Origin of the sequence: Ningiella algicola (assembly GCF_028401415.2) — a bacterium.
GTDB lineage: Bacteria > Pseudomonadota > Gammaproteobacteria > Enterobacterales > Alteromonadaceae > Glaciecola.
Genome location: NZ_CP171821.2, coordinates 2,436,104 through 2,453,998, shown reverse-complemented (window position 1 = coordinate 2,453,998; position 17,895 = coordinate 2,436,104). Strand labels below are relative to the sequence as shown.

Sequence of the window (17,895 nt, the reverse complement as noted above, 5' to 3'; positions counted from 1 at the left end):
TGTTGCCCTTTTTATGGCTTATTCTTCCGGTAATGTGACGATCTGAAAATAACCGCCTAGAACGTCCACTAAGCGCTCAATACTCTCATTAGCGTCATCTTTTAAAAAGTACCCCGCCGCGTGTTTTTCATAACTTCCTCTTATATCATTTACATCTGACGATGTGGATAAGATAAATACGACGGTGGATTTATACTCCTCTCGCGAACGCAGTTCAGATAAAAATTCCAATCCGTTCATGCGCGGCATATTTAAATCGAGCAAGACAATAAAGGGCTTTTCAATAACGCCGCTTTCAATTTTTTCTAATGCATCAATGCCATCTTTCGCTCGCACAATGGTATTTATGATCTTTCGTTTTTTAAATTCATGCTGTAGCAATTTAAAATCGACGTCGTCATCGTCAACTACAAGTAATGTCGGACCAATTGGGGTCATGTGTTTTCCTTCTACTTCTGTTATTACGAGGATTAGCTTGAATGGGTAACAGGCCACCAAATGGTAAACTCACATCCTGATTCACCGTCCGAGCTTAACTTAAGTTGCCCCTGATATGATTCAACATATTTCTTCACCACCGATAGCCCCATGCCGCTGCCCTCAACTTCATCTCGAGGACGCAAAGTTTGAAACAATTTAAACACCCTGTCTTGATACTGTTTTGGAATGCCCGGCCCGTTATCCTTCACCTTAATGATGTAATAATGCTTTGTGACCGAAGCACTCACATCAATTGTAGGGCGGGCTTTATCATTGTGTTTAAAGGCATTTGAAATTAGGTTGAGCATCACGGTGTTAAAAGGGACGGTTGGCACGTGAATGATTACATCATCACAGGTAATTTCAAAGTCTCCTGGTACATCAATTAGCAGCTTCATTTCGTCCACTGATTTTTTCAAAGATAACTGTTCATACTTTTGTTGGTCGCGCCCAATTTTGGCAAAGCTCAGCAAGTCGTTTAACAAGGAATGCATGCGTTCGGCTCGGCTGACGACAAAATCCAAGTTTTCTTTTGCGTTGTCCGATATTACCTCTGCGCTCTCTTCGTGTATCCATGCTAAAAGACGGCGAATGGCATTTAATGGCGCTTTTAAATCATGAGAAGCGATGCTGGCAAAATCATCGAGTTCTTGATTGGCTTTTTGTAATTTGCGAATTAATTCTTCTTGCTTAGTAATGTCTCTGCACACACATAAAATGTAGGCGGATCCGCTTTTGTCTTCAAAGCGTTGCTTGGTCGTCGCTACAATCATATGAGAGCCATCGGGCATATGTAAATCCTCTATGGTTTCGCTTATGCCTTCGTTAAATGCAATTTTGTCGTATTTGAGAAACTTTTCTGCCTCTTGTTCGTCGTATTCCTCAATTGTGGTATAGCCAATCACGCTATCGCGCATATCTTCTGGATAGACTTGCAAAAAAGCCTCGTTCGCATAAACAATTTTAAAGTCTTTATCTTTGACAAATATCCAATCGTGATTGAGCTGAGATATCAGAATTTGTAGCTCGCTAGACTGTTCGATTTCAAAGCTTTCGCGTCGCTGAATAAAGAAGTTTTCAATATCTCTGCCAATCAGGCGAAGAATACGCTTATCTTTGCGCGAGAGCTCCTGAGTTTGAGCTTTACCGGCATCCCGCGTAAATATAAGTGCACCCAACTTTAGATTACTGAGAACCTTAATCGGTACACACACAACCTGCTCTTGAGCAGCCTCAAAGCTTTCGATGGTTGCAAAGTCGCTGTCGTGGAGTTTCTTAATGCCATTCTCATATATAAACTGAGAGTTTTCTGATTGCATTTTCGACTGACTTTCAAAACTGCCATGTATCAGCGCGACTTTTCGGTCATATTCAACCGCAATGCCGCAGCTTTTTGCCTCGAAAACTTCAATAACTAACTCGCAAATGTCTTGCAGATTCTCTTGCAAGTGGGTGGATAAGGGGAAAACTAGGCGCTCGTCTTGTTCAGTCGGTTTGCCTAAATAGGATTCTCTTTCAAAAATGGGCATGAATATCGCTTATCCTTTAGTATATGATGATGACTGTTGCCGCTTCATACAATCGATGTTACGGCAAAAGCAATAAACATACCGACCAGACTAACGTTTATTTGAATCTCAATCAATTCAGACTTGGTCATAGACGCTAGGTTTATCTGCAAGTCAAAGAGAATGCACACTCACCGTAAATATGCTGCAGCTATTCATCAAGTCCATGCCTTTCGATAAAAATTATAAATGCGCTTTATGCCCTCTTTTCACTATGATTAGGACACTGCAGAATTGCTTTTGCGAATAACATTTAGGAGACATCATGAAAGAAGCTGTTATCGTATCCACCGCGCGTACCCCCATCGGACGCGCCTACAAAGGTGCCTTTAATAATACGAAATCTCCCACTCTCACCGCCCATGCGATAAAGCATGCAGTTGATCGAAGTGGCGTCGATGGCGCTGAAATCGATGATGTCATCATTGGGTCGGTGTTAAACGCTGGCAGTGCGGGTGGCAATATTGCGCGTCTTGCAACACTTGCAGCAGGTCTGCCAAATACGGTATCTGGACAAACTATTGACCGTCAGTGCTCCTCGGGCCTTATGGCAATTGCGACTGCCGCGAAGCAGGTGATGGTAGATGGAATGAATGTGGTAGTTGCCGGTGGTCAAGACAATATCAGCGAAGTGCAGCAAAAGTATTTTGAGTGGGCAAGCACTAGCATGGATGAAAATGTCACCGCTCATGAAAAGCATGCCTATATGCCCATGCTGTTTACCGCAGAACATGTTGCTAAAACATATAATATTAGTCGTGACGCACAAGATGAATATGCCTTATCGTCTCAACAGCGCACAGCGAAAGCCCAGGCTGAGGGTAAATTCGACGACGAGATTGTGCCATTCTCTACTACCAAAGGCGTGATGAATAAAGAAACTAAGGAAGTGTCTTTTGAACAAGTGACGCTCGAAAAAGACGAGGGCAACAGACCTTCTACCGCCTTAGCGGATTTACAAAACTTGAAGCCTGTGCTGGACAATGGTGTGATTACTGCGGGTAATGCCTCTCAACTATCAGATGGCGCATCAGCTTGCGTGGTGATGGAATCGAAACTCGCCGAGCAGCGCGGTTTATCGCCTTTAGGCATCTACCGCGGCATGGCGGTGGCAGGTAATGCACCAGAAGAAATGGGAATTGGACCAATTTATGCAATCCCTAAACTGCTAAAAACACATGGTTTAAGCATCAGCGATATTGGTCTTTGGGAGCTCAATGAAGCCTTTGCATGCCAAGCGCTTTATTGTCGCGATAAACTAGGGATCGACCCAGAAATTTATAATGTTAACGGGGGCGCTATTAGTATTGGACACCCCTACGGCATGACTGGCGCAAGAACAACTGGCCATGCCCTAATAGAAGGTAAGCGACGTGGCGTCAAATATGTCGTGGTAACTATGTGCGTTGGAGGGGGAATGGGCGCCGCTGGTTTGTTCGAGATAGCTTAACATTTAATTAACTTATACACCGAGGCAGGCCTTGTCTGCCTCGTCATAAAATTCTCATAAATCATCACTTGAGCAAAGTGAGCATTTAACCTACTATTAGGTGCCTGCAAGCCAAACTCGCATATTAGGTTTTAGGCACTCGATACAGCATTTCATACACGCTGATATAACGATAATAAGACTCTCTAAACACACGAGACAGCTAACCGATGCAAAGCCTAGCAAGCGATCAAGCCTGCGCTATGGATGGCGATATTGATGATGAGATATTTAAGGAAATTACAGATCTCAGCAACGACTATATTTACATAAAAAACAGTCGTGGCGAAGTTGTCTTTGCCAACCAAGCGACACGTACCCTTCTTCAAAGCTCAATATTTGAGCGTTCTGAGCAAGTCGCATCTTTATCTGATCGCATTTGTGCTTTTTTTGAACATAAGTCCTCTAGCCCTCATAAACAACAAATTGTTGTTGAAGCGCAGCGCCATGCGCTGACCAAAGGCGAGCATAGCCGAGTTGAATCATTTCAATTGGGTGAGCACAGCGATAGGGTATTCCAGATTAACGTAAAACGTTTTGGCGCGTATCGCGATGATGCGCATTTGCTCATTGTGGCCAAAGATATCACCGAGCAAGAGCTGATTGTGCAAGACTTAAAACGCTCAAACAAAGACTTGGACAGCTTTGCCTATGTAGCAAGTCATGATTTAAAAGCGCCATTAAATGTGATTAAACGCATGGTCTCCTGGGTAATGGAGGACTGTGAAACTGTATTGCCACGCGACAGCATGGAAAACCTTGAAATTGTCATGAGCAGGGTACATCGTATGGAGCAGCTGCTTCAAGACTTGCTTTCCTACTCAAAAATTGGGCGCGAGTATCAGCATCCAAGCGAAGTCAACGTAAACGATAAGGTTGTAGAGTTGTTGTCATTGATTGACCTGCCTATGGGTTTTTCGCTGAGATGTGACGACGTATCAGTATTAGTGCCAGATGTGCCTTTTTCGGTGGTATTACTCAACTTAATCAGCAATGCCATCAAGCATAACGATTCTGGCAATGCCAAAATTCAAATAAAAGTTAAACGAAAGCAAACGTCTAACATGATTACCGTGATGGATAATGGCCCCGGCATATCTGAGGGTGATCGCGCCCGAATTTTTGATTTATTTGAGACCCTAAAACCTCGTGATGAAGTAGAGGGCTCGGGCATGGGCTTAAGCATTGTCAAACGTTTGGTAGAGCATTATGGCGGTTCGATTACCATACAAGATAACACACCAAGAGGCGCAAAATTTGTTATCAATTGGCCGCTTAACAACTTGACTCGACAGGCCGTAGCGCAGCTCTCGTGTTGAGTACAAATAGTTAGATAATCATTAGCAGTAGCGTTGAGTAGTAGCATGAATGCATTAAGAGTACCGAACATGGAAATGAGAAGACGTTTAGATGTGTTGGTAGTCGACGATGATTTTGCGGATAGGAAAATTATACGTAGAACCATTGCCGAGAATGACTATGATGTGAATGTAGTAGACGCCAGCTCAGTTGACGAGGGCTTGGCTAAACTTAAAGAGCAAAGCTTTGATGTTATTTTGCTCGATTATAAAATGCCCAACAGTAATGGCTTGCAGATGGTTGAAAACCTTCGCTCTCGCGCAGATTTAGGCAGTGTAGCGATAGTGATGATGAGTTCATCTGATAGTGACCAATTAGCGGTTGCTTGCTTAGAGGCGGGTGCTCAGGACTTTATTTTAAAATCTGATCTGCAAAAGCTGAATTTACAAAGAGCCATTGTGCATGCGCAAAAACGCTTTGAACTTGAACACAAGCTTCATCAAAACTATCTAGATGTGAAACACATTGCAGAAAAAGACCCATTAACAGGCTTATCTAATCGTCATCATTTTAATCAGTTGATGTCACTTTTGATTCAAGAAGGGGCAGATGCGCGAGTAGACGTAGCCTTAATTTTACTTGATTTGGATAACTTCAAATTCATTAATGATTCCCTCGGGCACGATGCCGGGGACAGGTTGCTAATTGAGTTTTCTACACGGGTAAAAAGCTTACTGCGTCGCCACGAAGGCTTTGCCAGGCTTGGCGGAGATGAATTTGCCATTATCCTCACGGGAATAAAAACGCCTGAACAAGTCGAGCAAGTCGCCTTGCGAATTATTCACGCCCTGCACCAGCCCATTATGATTGGCGACAATCAGCTTTCTTGCAATGCAAGTGTGGGTGCTGCGCTATATCCTCTACATGCGCAAAATAAGCAGCAGCTGGTTAAGTTTGCAGACGTGGCCATGTATGCTGCAAAGCGAGCAGGTAAAGGACTCGTGAGAGTGTATGATGAAGGTATGCATAAAAACTTTAGCCGTCAATACGACATTCAAGTCGGCTTGAAAAAGCATTTGGAAGAGGCCTCTTTCAATATGCATTTTCAGCCAGTCATTGAGTTATCAACCGGCAAGCAAATTGGATATGAAGCATTAATTCGATGGCCAGATATGACGTCCTCATTTGTGCCTGACGAATTTATTCCAATCGCGGAAAAAAATAATGATATTCATGCTATTGGGGAATGGGTAATTGACAATGCCATTCGTCAAATTGCGCTTTGGCAAAAGCACACCAAAAGCGAGAAGTTCATAGCCATTAATATTTCCCCCATTCAGCTTCAAAATGACAAAGTCACTCAGTATATTATTCAGCGCGCTGAATACTACCAAGTTAAACCCGAAAGCATCGTACTTGAAATTACAGAAACTGCCTTGTTTGAGCAGCAGCAAATGATCAAACAATCCATACAAGTGCTGGCGGATTATGGGTTTTCTATCTCTTTAGATGATTTTGGCGTGGGCTACTCCTCCATATCGCACCTAATTAATTACCCGATTGATATTGTAAAGTTAGATAAATCTTTGTTTAAAATGGATGAGAGTGAAGAAAAACGACTCGCTGTATTTGAAGCTTTAGCCAACATGCTCAAACGCTTGAACATGACCGTTGTTGCCGAAGGGATTGAGACAGAAGAGCATTTTAAACTTTGCCAAGCCTTAAATATTGACCATGGACAAGGATACTTTTTTGCAAAGCCGGCTTCCGCAGAGGACATAGAAAGCCAGCATACAGTTATTTTCTAAAATTTGAGAAGGGAAGCACATGATGAAAGCTACACGTTTAAAAACCTTAGTACTGATGACTATGTTATTGGTTTTGTGGGCCTGTCAGGACTCGTCAGAGCAAGAAGCCACCCAAGTCGTTCAAAACAATGAAGCAGGGTTTGTTGCAGTATTTGAGAAAGACTTATCTAACGCCATCGTTACAAATGAAGCTTGGCGCTACGAAGGTGACGAGCTTATTGCCGACAAAGACGAAATGCTTTGGACGCAACAAGACTATGATAACTTTGAGTTAAAGCTCGAATTTAAAACTGGCCCCGAGACCAACAGCGGCGTGATCGTATACGTGAGTGATGTAAATAGTTGGGTCCAGTACTCCGTAGAAGTGCAGATTGCCGATGATCACTCAGAAAAATGGCAAAACATGGGTAAGACATGGCAAGCGGGTGCTATTTTTGGGCACAAAGCGGCCAGTAAAAGCGTTATTAACAAGCCAGGCGAATGGAATACAATGCGCGTGATTGCCAAAGATCAAATCATTGACGTAACAATGAACGGCGAAGCGATTAACCAAATCGATTTAAGTCAGTGGACGTCGGCGCAAACTAATCCTGACGGCTCACAAATTCCAGAGTGGTTAAGCGTGCCAAAAGCGCAGCTGCCCACCGTAGGTAAAATTGGCTTTCAAGGCAAGCACGCGGGAGCCCCAATTGTGTTTAGAAACATTGAAGTTAAAGAGCTTTAGGAGAGCAATTATGCAAACAAACATTAAGCTAGTTTTTACTTTATTAATTGTTTTGAGCGCTTCCGTTCAGGCTGGAGATTCCACTAAACCCGAAGATGCGGTAAATGCCTACATCAAAGGCGTAAGCACAGGTTCTGGGAAGCATGTTATGCAGGCCTTTAGCGATACTGCGTTTATTCAATATTATAATCAAGACGCGCAATACCAACATTTTTCACGCGATGAATTTGCAAAAGTAGTCGACAACGGACAAAACTGGGATGCCAAAATTGAGATTACCAACATGCTGATTACGGGAAATGCCGCCAACGCAACCGTCAACTTTACCTGGGGCGAGAAAAGCGAGCATGGCTATGTCGACTATCTTAACCTTTTATATGACGGCGAGAATTGGCATATAACCAATAAAGTTGCTCAGTACATTGAGCGCTAAAGTAGATGCCAAGTTTCATAGAAACCAAACAAAGTGCCCTTGAATACCGAACAGTAAAGTCGTCACAAGTTGTGCTTAAAGAGCTAATGATCCCAAGTTATGAGAATTTTGGAGGGAAGGTGCATGGCGGAATTATCCTTTCTTTGATGGATAAAATCGCGTACACCGCAGCAGCGGCCTTTAGCAAACAGTACTGTGTAACAGCATCCGTAGACGGGGTGAACTTCGTCAATCCTGTAGATGTGGGTGAGCTGGTGACGCTCATGGCTTCGGTTAATTATGTGGGACGCTCGTCAATGGAGGTTGGCATCAAAGTAATCTCTGAGGATTTTAAACGCGGCGTCGATAAGCACACCAATACCTCCTATTTCACCATGGTAGCCATTGATGAGCAAAGCCGAAAACCCGTTCCAGTCCCAGGCTTAATTTTAGAAAGTGAGAAGGAAATTGAGCGTTTTATTTGGGGGAAGTTACGTAAACAGCACAAGAGTGACTATCGCACGCTATTCCATAATTCAAAAAACTCTTTGGATATCCAAAGCGAACGAGAAAAGCTAGCGAAAGAAAACTGTATGGTTAAAATGCAATAGGCTTATTCTTAACGCAATAGCCTTTGCAGTTTTTGTTGCCATTCTGGGGCAAGTCCAGGCGTTATAGCTGCATGCGCTAATTCTTCGTCAGTAAAGTGCCTTCCAGCCGGTGGTTTTGTCATAAACATAAGCGTTCTAACACTCACTGGATTAGCGTTGCGCGCGAGTAAGCTAATTTCATCATCATGATGAAGGACACCATTTTTAAGCACACGAAAATACCATCCGCATATTCCCTGTTCGAGCACGAAAGTATCGATTTTTTTCTGGCCATAGCGATGGTTTATTTTCGAGCACGGCGCTCGCGGGGAGCTGACTTGAAGCTCAACCTCGCCCATTTTATATACATCACCAATATAGACATTGCTTTCATCCATATCAGGCGCAGAAATATTTTCGCCAATGCTGCCGATTGACATCAAATAAGCGGTTTTTGGGAAGGCGTTTTGTAAAGCAATGTAACTTTTTTGCGCGTACTGATGAAGGGCCATTTGCGGTCCACCATGTAGCTTTTTATTTCCTTGCTCATCCTCTTGTGCGCCATCTTCGTTTATGCGAAGTGATTCGTGCAACTCTTTGATTATGCTACTGGGGGCCTTGCGCGGACCAAATGGCTGAGGCTTGCCTGCAAAAAGGCCTGTTATTCGCATATTGATTCCACTGAGTTTTGAAAATGAAAAACTTGACCTAATCTTAGATGGAAGTCCCTTTTGCCGCAAACATAAGATACTCTGAATAAACCTTTTGAGTTTAAGCACCGACATATTAAACAGTAATGACAAATATATACCGAAAAAAAGCTGTTACCAAGGAACTAACGTCGCATATGCAATTAGTGCAAGACAGTGAAAGTGTTCACGAGAATTCCGCTTATCAAGCTAGTAAAGATGAGGAGCTTGGGTTAGTTCGCCTAGCCCAGCAGGGCGACACGATTGCGTATCGAAAACTTTATGATTTACATGTAGCAAGAGTGTATGGACTTTGTTTTCGGTTATGCGCCGACAAGTCGCAGGCGGAAGATGCCGCACAAGAAGTCTTCATTCAGCTATGGCAAAAGATGCAGAACTTTAAGGGAGAGAGCAAGTTCTCGACTTATCTGCATGCAGTTGCAAGTAATGTGTGCATCTCATACATTCGAAAGCAGCGCTCATGGTGGCAAAAGATGTTTTCGATAGATGATTCAACGCAACAAGAATGCGCTGGCTGGGGGGATTATTGTGAAGATGAATTTGAAAAACTTGTACTGCAACTGCCCCAGCGTATGCGCCACGTTTTTATATTGTATGCTGTTGAGGGCTATCGACACGAACAGATTGCAGAAAACTTAGGTATTTCAGTGAGTACCAGCAAAGTTCAATATCATAAAGCGAAGAATTTGTTAGAGGCAGCAATAAATGAATAAGGGTGGATTGAATAAAGAGGCGGTGGATAACTCAAGCGATAAAAGCCTTAGCTCGCAAAATTTGCTAGACGAATCTATCACTCAAATGCGCATCAACTCTGAGAAATTGCCAAGTAGAGATCTTTGGCAAGGAATTGAATACGGGATCCAAGGTTTTGATAAACACGAAGTCTATCAGGAGAAGAGTGTCCATCGTGGATGGGGATTTGGTTTTCAGCGTACTGCGGTATTTGCATCGGTATTTGCCGTGATGCTTGTGGCGGGCTTGAGCTTTTACGCAGGGCATCAGTCTCAAAGTGAGTTGTTAGTCAAAAGCATGAGTGAGAATCATCAGCAGCAAAAGCAGGCACTACTGGCAAGCTTTGAAAACATGAGTCCAGCATCTAACGATTGGCAAAAACAAATGCAAGAGCTTGATGAAGCCGAAGACGCCATAAAAAAAGCGCTTGAGACATCGCCAAACAATCCCGCTTTATTGCGCATGTTAAAACAAGTATATCAGCAGCAACTTGCCCTTATTGAAAAGGCGCATGTGCCGTCTTGGCAACATATTTAGGAGTATGCAATGAATGAACACAATACACATAGTATTAAGCGCGTAGTTGGCGCAAGCGTATTGGCCCTTGTAGTTTCAATCGGCTCGATATCGCTGGCTTACGCCGGTGAAAAAGTAGATGAAGTGATGGATGCAGATCCCAATGGTATTGTGCAAATTGAGCACACCAGTGGAACGGCAGAAATTCGAGTTTGGGATAAATCTCAAGTGAGCATAAGTGGCGAGCTGGGAGATGATACCGAAGAGTTTATCTTTGAACGGAACGGTAAAACCGTTGAAATCATTATCAAAGTTGAGGAAAACCGCAGCTGGGGTAATTGGAATGCAGGTTCGATAGACGGTGACGACATTCTCATTTACGTGCCTACCAACGCTCGAGTGAATTATGATGCGGTAAATGCAAACGTGAACATTGACGGCGTACAGGGAGGCAGTTCACTGGAGTTAGTGAATGGTGACATTAGCGCCAAAAACTTAAACAACAGTATCAGTTTACAAACAGTCAATGGCGATATTGACGCGCAATCCATGCAAGGTAGTCTTGACGTAGAAACCATTAATGGTGATGTGAAGATTGGACACGTGGGTGAGCAGGGAATTAAAGTAGGTGCGGTGAACGGCAATTTGAATATCGACAGCAATGCGACAGAGATTACTGCCGAAACGGTTAACGGAGATATGGATTTCAACCTGCAAGGTGTGTCAACCGTTGAAGCAAATACAGTAAACGGCAGTTTGGAGCTTTCTATGTCATTGCTACCATCTGCGGTAGTTAATTTAAGCTCTGTTGGCGGCAGTATTGAACTTGAGCTCCCCAGCGACGTTCAAGCGCAATTTGATATTGAGGCACACGCCGGTGGCAGTATTCGCAATCGTTTAAGCGATGATGAGCCGCAAAAAGCAGAATATGGTCCACGCAGATGGCTTCGCTTTTCAGCGGGCAATCCCGATGCAAGAGTCGATATCACCACGGTTAACGGCAGGATAACTTTGAGCGAGCAATAATTAGCTGCGACAAATAAGCCGTGAAGCGGTGTTAGTAAACAAAAGTTCGGTCACTAATCAATAATAATGACCGAACGAAATACTACTATTCTTCTTCGCTCTCTAAGAATATGACCCTGCAATTGTCTTCACCATCACAAATTATAATTGGTCCAATAATTGGCCAAGCGCTGGCAGACACAGAGAAAAGACTTGCTGTCAATGCAAGTACTCCTACAATCGCGTATTTTTTAATTTTCTGCATATCTAATTCCTTAGAAGTTTAGTAAAAGCTGACTCACGTCAGCGAGTTTAACTCGGGTGATATTTATTGCCCTTGAAACCTTCATGAACTTCTCAGGTTTGCTCCGTAATTCCTTAAAAAACACCATTAAGATGCTGATTTTGTATATAAAACGACATTACGCTGGGGTTTTTACTCGACTTCAAGGCATATTGAAGCTACCTTTCGCTAAGACTTAAAGGACATAGAAAAGTTAACTACAATTTTTCCAAGCACATAACTGACATACCTGACAGGTGTATCCACCATTAGCCAGTAACGCGTTTGTCTTTTTGAGTATACTGCTTTCAATCAGACTGATTTGCGGTGCTTCCAGTGTGACGGCTTTGCTAGTTTTATGACCGAACAACAAGCGCCAAAAGGCGGCTCTTTGTCCATGTTGCGTCATGCTTAGGCGCTGCTCAGTGATAGCTGGGCGACTGATGTAACGACACAAGCGTTCTAGTTGTTCAGGCTCATCGGCATTGTTCAATGCGCCAGCTCTTGCCGCAAAAAGTATGCGAACTTCAGCAGGTTGAAGAAGAGTAATTGTTTCTTGCAGGGATTCGATTATTAATTCAACAGATTTTGTGTGCGTTAGCACAATTTATCTTCTCTTACTTGTTTTGAGTCATAATTGATTTGGCAGTTAATCATTAGTGAGTTTCAAGGAGATCGTGGTCTGCACTACGATGACCATTCTGCGCAGATACATCGTGTTGTTTTTTTGCATAGTAGTTTTGAGATGACTCCTTTTTGAGGGCTGGCTCACGGGCTCTTATTGGCCTTCAAATGTTCCTTTTTATGTACTTACCCACTAACAACCATGTTGGCCGTATGAGTCCTCATGGATTTAGATATTACAAAACAATAATACTACCATTTTCGCCGGTTTCGATTTGTTGCGCATATTTTATTGCAATATCTTTAGCAGCAGTCCCAGAGGTAGAATCTAAACCCATTGACTGCATTGTCTCTTTGACCCAGCCCGGTGACACAGCCGTAATACGGATATTTGTGTCATTCAATTCTAAAGCTGCGCTTTTGACAGCTGCTTCCACACCAGCGTTCACTGTTGAAACAATGGCACTGCCAGCAATGGGGTGTTGGGCTAAAGCGCCAGTGGTCAATACCATGCACCCACCGTCATTTAGATATCTTGCACCGTATCGAAGGAGGTTGATCTGTCCCATCAGTTTGTTTTTAAGCCCGTGAGCCCAGTCATCATCCGAGGCCTTAGACCACTCAACAAATCGAACCATACCCGCTGTGCATATAATGCCGTCAACTTTGCCGGTTTTAAGTAAAAGCGTATTAATTGAGTTGATATCGGTAATGTCAACAGGATAAGCGTTATCATTATATGAGGATTTGATCACATGGTGGTTGTGCGACAATAGCTTGACCACTTCTCCTCCGAGTAAGCCCGACGCACCTATCACTAAAATTGTTTTCATTAAGTTATTCCTAATTCCGTTGAACCTTTACATTTGACAATTGCTAATACCGCTAAAACTTAGAGCGAAAAACAGATTGGAGACTAAGCGCCTGGCGGCTCTTTGATGCATCAGGATAGCCTTCTTATTGTCGTTAAGTGTTGTTCACTTAAAGAAGTTTATTCCTTGCGAAAGTGCCCGACTAATTACATCAAAACAGGTGCTTACAAGGGTGCTAAGATTAGATTAGTCACTTTTTGACTTCCTAAACCTTGACTCAGAGTTTAAGAGTTTTAAGGCTGGTGTACTTTCAGATTATTGCGTAGATCAGTTGTTGCGCCTTCCATACTTGAATGATGTCATCCAATAGGATTTTGTGGCATGTCAAGCACCCAAATCGACAGTTTAGTTATTTCTTAATAATAAAATTCCGGGATTTGAAAGAAGTTGGACCTGATTTCAGCTCACTAGCTAAGGCTTTTCACGACTAGTAGGCCGCGATACAACGCACAGTAAGATGGGTGTAGAGAGCAGGCCAAACAAGCTTATAGCTAACACACCTCCTTACTCATATGCCAAAGCTGCTTTAACTGCATCCTTTATGTAAAGCCTTCGCAACTTGTGTCCTTGTAAAACAATGTGCTTAAAAAGTACCAATACGATGGAGATTGGGTAGGACAAATCGTGAGATTTACTCCATAATAACTGTCCGATTTTAAAAGGCATTGGCGTTACGTGGCACAAAACTCGACCAACAATATAGAAAAACTCAACATTCCGCCTCATAGCATTGAGGCGGAACAGTCTGTTCTTGGCGCTTTGATGATATCGCCAGATTCGTGGGATAAAGTTGCCGATGTGATCATGGAAAATGATTTTTACAATCGCTCTCATCGCATTATTTATGCTGCGATTATTCGTCTTATTAATGCTACTCAATCTGTTGATGCAGTGACTGTTAAAGACGAATTAAGCCTGCACAACCAGCTTGAAGACGCCGGTGGTTTCCCATACCTCATTGAACTCTCAAAAAATACGCCAAGTGCTGCCAACATTGCCGCTTACGCACACAGCATTCGTGAAAAAGCGGTAGTAAGAGAGCTCATTGGTGTTGCCCATGATATTGCTGAGGTGGGTTACAACCCTGAGGGAAGAGACAGTAAAGAGGTCTTAGACTTAGCCGAAACCCGCGTATTCGAAATTGCTGAAAAGCGCACCGCCGCTGGCGAAGGACCAGTGGATGTCAAAAGCGTATTAAAGAAAACGGTTGACCGACTCGACGAGCTTGTTAAACAAGACGCGGAAGTCACTGGCGTTTCTACTGGCTTTGACGACCTAGACAAGAAAACCAGTGGTTTGCAGCCTTCAGATCTCATTATTGTTGCTGCCCGGCCGTCGATGGGGAAATGCCTTGCTGCTGATTCTATGTTGGTTAATCCGCAAACAGGTGAATTGCAAACCATTGAAGATATGGTCGTGAAAAAACAGGCGAATGTTACTTCGCTAAGGTCTGATTTCCGTCTCAAACCGAGCAAAGCCAGCGAGTTCGTAGATGACGGTAAAAAACCAGTATTTAAAGTAACGACTGCCCTCGGGCGTAGCGTAAAGACAACGCTTACACATCCATTTTTAACGGGAGGCGGTTGGCAAGCGCTTGAAAATTTGAAAGTGGGTGAAAAAATCGCATTGCCTCGTCACCTTCCGATATTCGGATGCAAAAAAATGGCCTCGCATATCGTCAAAACCATTGCTTATTTTGTGTCCGATGGCGGCACAACCCAAAGTAGTCCTTTATTTACCAATACCAATTCAGAGATTGTCAGCGATTTTATTAAGGCAATGTCGGCTTATCGTGGCGTAAAAGTCAATTGCGTAGAGTCCGCTGGAAGAAACGAACAAAATTCCCATAAAAGAGCGCCCAGCTGCCGCGTCTCTGCCAAGACTGGTGATATAAGCCTAGCGAAGGCGATGTTTTCTGCTGCGGTAAACACGGCGATAAAAGAGCTTGGGTTAACTTCAAAGCAAATCTCACAACGTTTGGGTGTGCAAGCTTCAACGGTGAGTCAATGGCGTAATCAGGTTGCCCTGCCTTTACCTGATAGTTACGACAGTCTCACTCGTGTCTTAGGGGATGGTTTTCGGGAACAAACCAGTGAAACGTTTTGGCAAAGTGTTCAGCGTTTTAATCCAGTAACCGATACGCTTAGGCGTTTTGGCCTGTGGGGAAAATCGGCGCTAGAGAAAACACTCCCGCAAGAAATATTCTGCCTTGATAAAGACTTAATCGCACTTTGCTTGAATCGCATGTTTGCGTGTGATGGCGGTGTTTACTTTTGTTCAAACGGTCAGGTGCGAGCGAGTTACGCAACAGCGTCCATCAAGCTTGCCGAGCAAGTACAGCACTTGTTGCTGCGATTTGGTGTGCTGAGCAAACTTAGACGCAAAAATGGTTTCGATAATCCGCAATACGAAGTCGAGGTCCTGCATCGAGACAGCCTCGACATTCTCCTCAATGAAATAGGGATGATAGGCAAGCAAGATAGGGTCAAACGGGCGCAGGATTGGCTTTGCCAAAAACGACATCACTCCAATGTCGATAGCGTGCCGGATTCAGTATGCGACTATATTCTTGCTCTCAAGGGCAATCAGTCTTGGCGTAGTATTTATCAGAGGGCGAACTTGCCTCTCCCTGAAGGGTACAACCCACATTTGAAAGGCGCTAGCAAACGAAGTTTAAGCAGAAGTCGCGTCGAACACTTTGCACAGCTATTTAATGATGACTATCTAACAAATATTGCAAGCTCAGATATTTACTGGGATGCAATCGTAAGTATCGATTATCAGGGATACGAACAAGTATACGACCTGACGGTACCGAATGAACACAACTTCATTGCTCAAGATATTTGTGTGCATAACACGACCTTCGCTATGAATTTATGCGAAAACGCCATGATGATTCAGGAAAAGCCGGTGCTTGTGTTTAGCCTGGAGATGCCTGCAGAGCAGCTTATGATGAGAATGCTCGCCTCGCTGAGCCGCGTGGATCAGACCAAAATCAGAACGGCCAAATTGGACGATACGGATTGGGTGAAACTCCAGCAAACCATGCAGAGCCTTCACAAGAGGGACTGTTTATATATTGATGACAGTTCGGGCTTAACGCCCATGGACTTGCGAACAAGGGCCAGAAAATTGGCGCGTGAGAAAGGCGGTTTATCAATGATTATGGTCGATTACTTGCAGCTTATGAGAGTCCCGAGCTTAAGTGACAACCGAACATTGGAAATTGCCGAAATCTCCCGATCGCTTAAAGCCTTGGCAAAAGAGCTGGAGGTTCCTGTAGTTGCCTTGTCGCAACTCAATCGTGGTCTAGAGCAGCGCTCCGATAAGCGCCCAATCAATTCTGACCTTCGTGAATCTGGCTCAATTGAGCAAGATGCCGACTTGATAATGTTTATTTATCGCGATGAAGTCTACAATGAAAACAGTGAATACAAAGGCATTGCTGAGATTATTATCGGTAAACAGCGAAACGGCCCCATTGGCACAAGCCGCCTGACCTTTCAAGGTCAGTTCTCTCGTTTTGATAACTATGCAGGGCCTGAGTTTTCAGATAATTACTAAGACGTAATGATATTTGCAGTACAAAATGATCAATACGCCCCATAAATAACTGGTCTACAATTGCACTCTGACTCGTTTAAATAATCTATGATTTAAGTAGAGGACTATCTATGACTAAGCTTCTTCAAACCTTTATTAAACCGTGCTTAAGTGGTGCATTCACCTTTGCACTCTTGTTAAGTACTCATGTGAAAGCAAGTGATACGCCGTATGTAGAAATTTACAATTCCCTTGCGCTGGAAATTGTTGACCCGAGCGCTAGCTTCTCGGTATTAGGTCAGGGCTATTCATGGTCTGAAGGCCCTGTGTGGATAGAAGACGGCGGGTATCTTGTGTTTTCTGATGTACCTCAAAACACTTTGTATCAATACAAGCCCGGTCATGAAGTTGAGGTCTATCTGACGCCCTCTGGTGCAACAGGCCTTAGCGAAAACGATTCTAAAGAGGGCGGAAATGGTTTGCTGTTAACAAAAGACGGCAAACTACTTATTATGCAGCACGGCGACAGACGAGTGGTTACAATGGACGCAGCGCTTGATGAACCCGCTCCTAGCTTCACTGTGTTAGCCGATAACTTTAAGGGCAAACGTTTCAACAGTCCCAATGACGCTATTTTCCACAGCAATGGTGATCTTTATTTTACCGACCCGCCTTATGGCTTAAGCGACCGCGAGCGAGACAGGCAGTTAGACTTTGACGGCATCTTTAGGTTGACCTCATCAAACGAGCTTATTCTTGAGGATGACTCGGTAAAGTATCCTAACGGTATTGTATTAACCACAGATGAATCGCGAGTCATCGTGGCCGCATCCGATAGAGATGCAGCTATGTGGCATCAGTACGATGTAGCCGAAAACGGATCCCTTGAAAACAAGCGTGTGTTTTATGATGCTTCAGGGCTTGTCGGCAAAGAGGGGGAGCGCGGGCTTCCGGATGGCATGGTCGTGCACAGTGAAGGTTATATTTTTGCAACCGGGCCAGGCGGCGTTTTTGTATTTACTGAACAAGGTGACCTCTTAGCCAAAATAAGAACCGGTAAGGCAACCGCTAACGCAACGCTATCGGGTGATGAAAAAACGTTATATATGACTGCTCACGACCAATTGATGTCAATACCTTTGCGTTGAGGCCGTTAAAAAGCGCGGAGCAGGTGGGGGATTAAAGCAGCGTATAATCAGGATAGAAAAAGCGCTGTCATCAATAGATGACAGCGCAT

The 17,895-nt window shown here is 43.7% G+C and carries 16 protein-coding genes and 1 pseudogene; 11 read left to right on the top strand and 6 right to left on the bottom strand.

Features of this window, described 5'->3' with window-relative positions; translation table 11 throughout:
• Positions 1 to 18 precede the first annotated feature (18 nt).
• Both PN836_RS10690 and PN836_RS10685 read right to left on the bottom strand, forming a co-directional pair.
• Positions 19 to 438 (bottom strand): response regulator, encoded by a 420-nt coding sequence (locus tag PN836_RS10690; protein ID WP_395338173.1) that lies wholly within the window; start codon positions 436 to 438, stop codon positions 19 to 21.
• A 32-nt stretch (positions 439 to 470) separates the two neighbouring features.
• Positions 471 to 2,009 (bottom strand): sensor histidine kinase, encoded by a 1,539-nt coding sequence (locus PN836_RS10685; protein ID WP_395338171.1) that lies wholly within the window; start codon positions 2,007 to 2,009, stop codon positions 471 to 473.
• Between the two features lie 304 nt (positions 2,010 to 2,313).
• Between PN836_RS10685 and PN836_RS10680 the strand changes: the two genes are divergently transcribed.
• From PN836_RS10680 to PN836_RS10655, 6 genes are all read left to right on the top strand, one after another.
• The gene (locus tag PN836_RS10680; protein ID WP_395338165.1) at positions 2,314 to 3,498 is read left to right on the top strand and encodes an acetyl-CoA C-acyltransferase; all 1,185 of its coding nucleotides are present in this window, start codon (positions 2,314 to 2,316) and stop codon (positions 3,496 to 3,498) included.
• A 209-nt stretch (positions 3,499 to 3,707) separates the two neighbouring features.
• A complete protein-coding gene (locus PN836_RS10675) occupies positions 3,708 to 4,856 on the top strand; it encodes a sensor histidine kinase (protein WP_395338162.1) in 1,149 nt (382 codons plus the stop codon).
• A gap of 69 nt (positions 4,857 to 4,925) precedes the next feature.
• Entirely contained in the window at positions 4,926 to 6,644 is a 1,719-nt protein-coding gene (locus PN836_RS10670) for an EAL domain-containing protein (protein ID WP_395338160.1), read from the top strand.
• Between the two features lie 19 nt (positions 6,645 to 6,663).
• Entirely contained in the window at positions 6,664 to 7,368 is a 705-nt protein-coding gene (locus PN836_RS10665) for a 3-keto-disaccharide hydrolase (RefSeq protein ID WP_395338158.1), read from the top strand.
• Positions 7,369 to 7,378: 10 nt separating this feature from the next.
• Entirely contained in the window at positions 7,379 to 7,801 is a 423-nt protein-coding gene (locus tag PN836_RS10660; RefSeq protein WP_395338156.1) for a nuclear transport factor 2 family protein, read from the top strand.
• A gap of 5 nt (positions 7,802 to 7,806) precedes the next feature.
• Entirely contained in the window at positions 7,807 to 8,391 is a 585-nt protein-coding gene (locus PN836_RS10655; RefSeq protein WP_395338154.1) for an acyl-CoA thioesterase, read from the top strand.
• 8 nt (positions 8,392 to 8,399) lie between these two features.
• Here the strand turns inward: PN836_RS10655 and PN836_RS10650 are convergent, their stop codons facing one another.
• Positions 8,400 to 9,041 carry an MOSC domain-containing protein gene (locus PN836_RS10650; protein ID WP_395338152.1) on the bottom strand — a complete coding sequence of 214 codons (642 nt, stop codon included), beginning with the start codon at positions 9,039 to 9,041 and terminating at the stop codon, positions 8,400 to 8,402.
• A gap of 176 nt (positions 9,042 to 9,217) precedes the next feature.
• On the opposite strand from PN836_RS10650, the gene PN836_RS10645 reads away from it, so the two are divergent.
• The 3 genes from PN836_RS10645 to PN836_RS10635 are packed head-to-tail and all read left to right on the top strand — an operon-like array spanning position 9,218 to position 11,354.
• Positions 9,218 to 9,793, top strand: a complete 576-nt coding sequence (locus PN836_RS10645; RefSeq protein WP_395338151.1) for an RNA polymerase sigma factor — start codon at positions 9,218 to 9,220, stop codon at positions 9,791 to 9,793.
• Positions 9,786 to 10,349, top strand: coding sequence for a hypothetical protein (locus PN836_RS10640; protein WP_395338149.1), 564 nt, complete (start codon positions 9,786 to 9,788; stop codon positions 10,347 to 10,349). The genes PN836_RS10645 and PN836_RS10640 overlap by 8 nt, the downstream gene beginning before the upstream one ends.
• Positions 10,350 to 10,358: 9 nt before the next feature.
• Positions 10,359 to 11,354, top strand: a complete 996-nt coding sequence (locus tag PN836_RS10635; protein WP_395338147.1) for a DUF4097 family beta strand repeat-containing protein — start codon at positions 10,359 to 10,361, stop codon at positions 11,352 to 11,354.
• An 85-nt stretch (positions 11,355 to 11,439) separates the two neighbouring features.
• Here the strand turns inward: PN836_RS10635 and PN836_RS10630 are convergent, their stop codons facing one another.
• The 3 genes and pseudogenes from PN836_RS10630 to PN836_RS10620 all read right to left on the bottom strand — a co-directional run bounded on the left by PN836_RS10630 (position 11,440) and on the right by PN836_RS10620 (position 13,073).
• On the bottom strand, positions 11,440 to 11,598 hold the full coding sequence (locus PN836_RS10630) for a hypothetical protein (RefSeq protein ID WP_395338145.1): 159 nt from the start codon (positions 11,596 to 11,598) through the stop codon (positions 11,440 to 11,442).
• A gap of 412 nt (positions 11,599 to 12,010) precedes the next feature.
• Positions 12,011 to 12,118 (bottom strand): annotated as a pseudogene (locus PN836_RS10625) (transposase); the annotation flags it as partial.
• Between the two features lie 358 nt (positions 12,119 to 12,476).
• On the bottom strand, positions 12,477 to 13,073 hold the full coding sequence (locus tag PN836_RS10620) for a short chain dehydrogenase (RefSeq protein ID WP_395338144.1): 597 nt from the start codon (positions 13,071 to 13,073) through the stop codon (positions 12,477 to 12,479).
• Between the two features lie 801 nt (positions 13,074 to 13,874).
• Between PN836_RS10620 and dnaB the strand changes: the two genes are divergently transcribed.
• Both dnaB and PN836_RS10610 read left to right on the top strand, forming a co-directional pair.
• On the top strand, positions 13,875 to 16,679 hold the full coding sequence (gene dnaB, locus PN836_RS10615) for a replicative DNA helicase (RefSeq protein WP_415926403.1): 2,805 nt from the start codon (positions 13,875 to 13,877) through the stop codon (positions 16,677 to 16,679).
• Positions 16,680 to 16,789: 110 nt separating this feature from the next.
• Positions 16,790 to 17,806, top strand: a complete 1,017-nt coding sequence (locus tag PN836_RS10610) for an SMP-30/gluconolactonase/LRE family protein (RefSeq protein ID WP_395338140.1) — start codon at positions 16,790 to 16,792, stop codon at positions 17,804 to 17,806.
• Positions 17,807 to 17,895 lie beyond the last annotated feature (89 nt).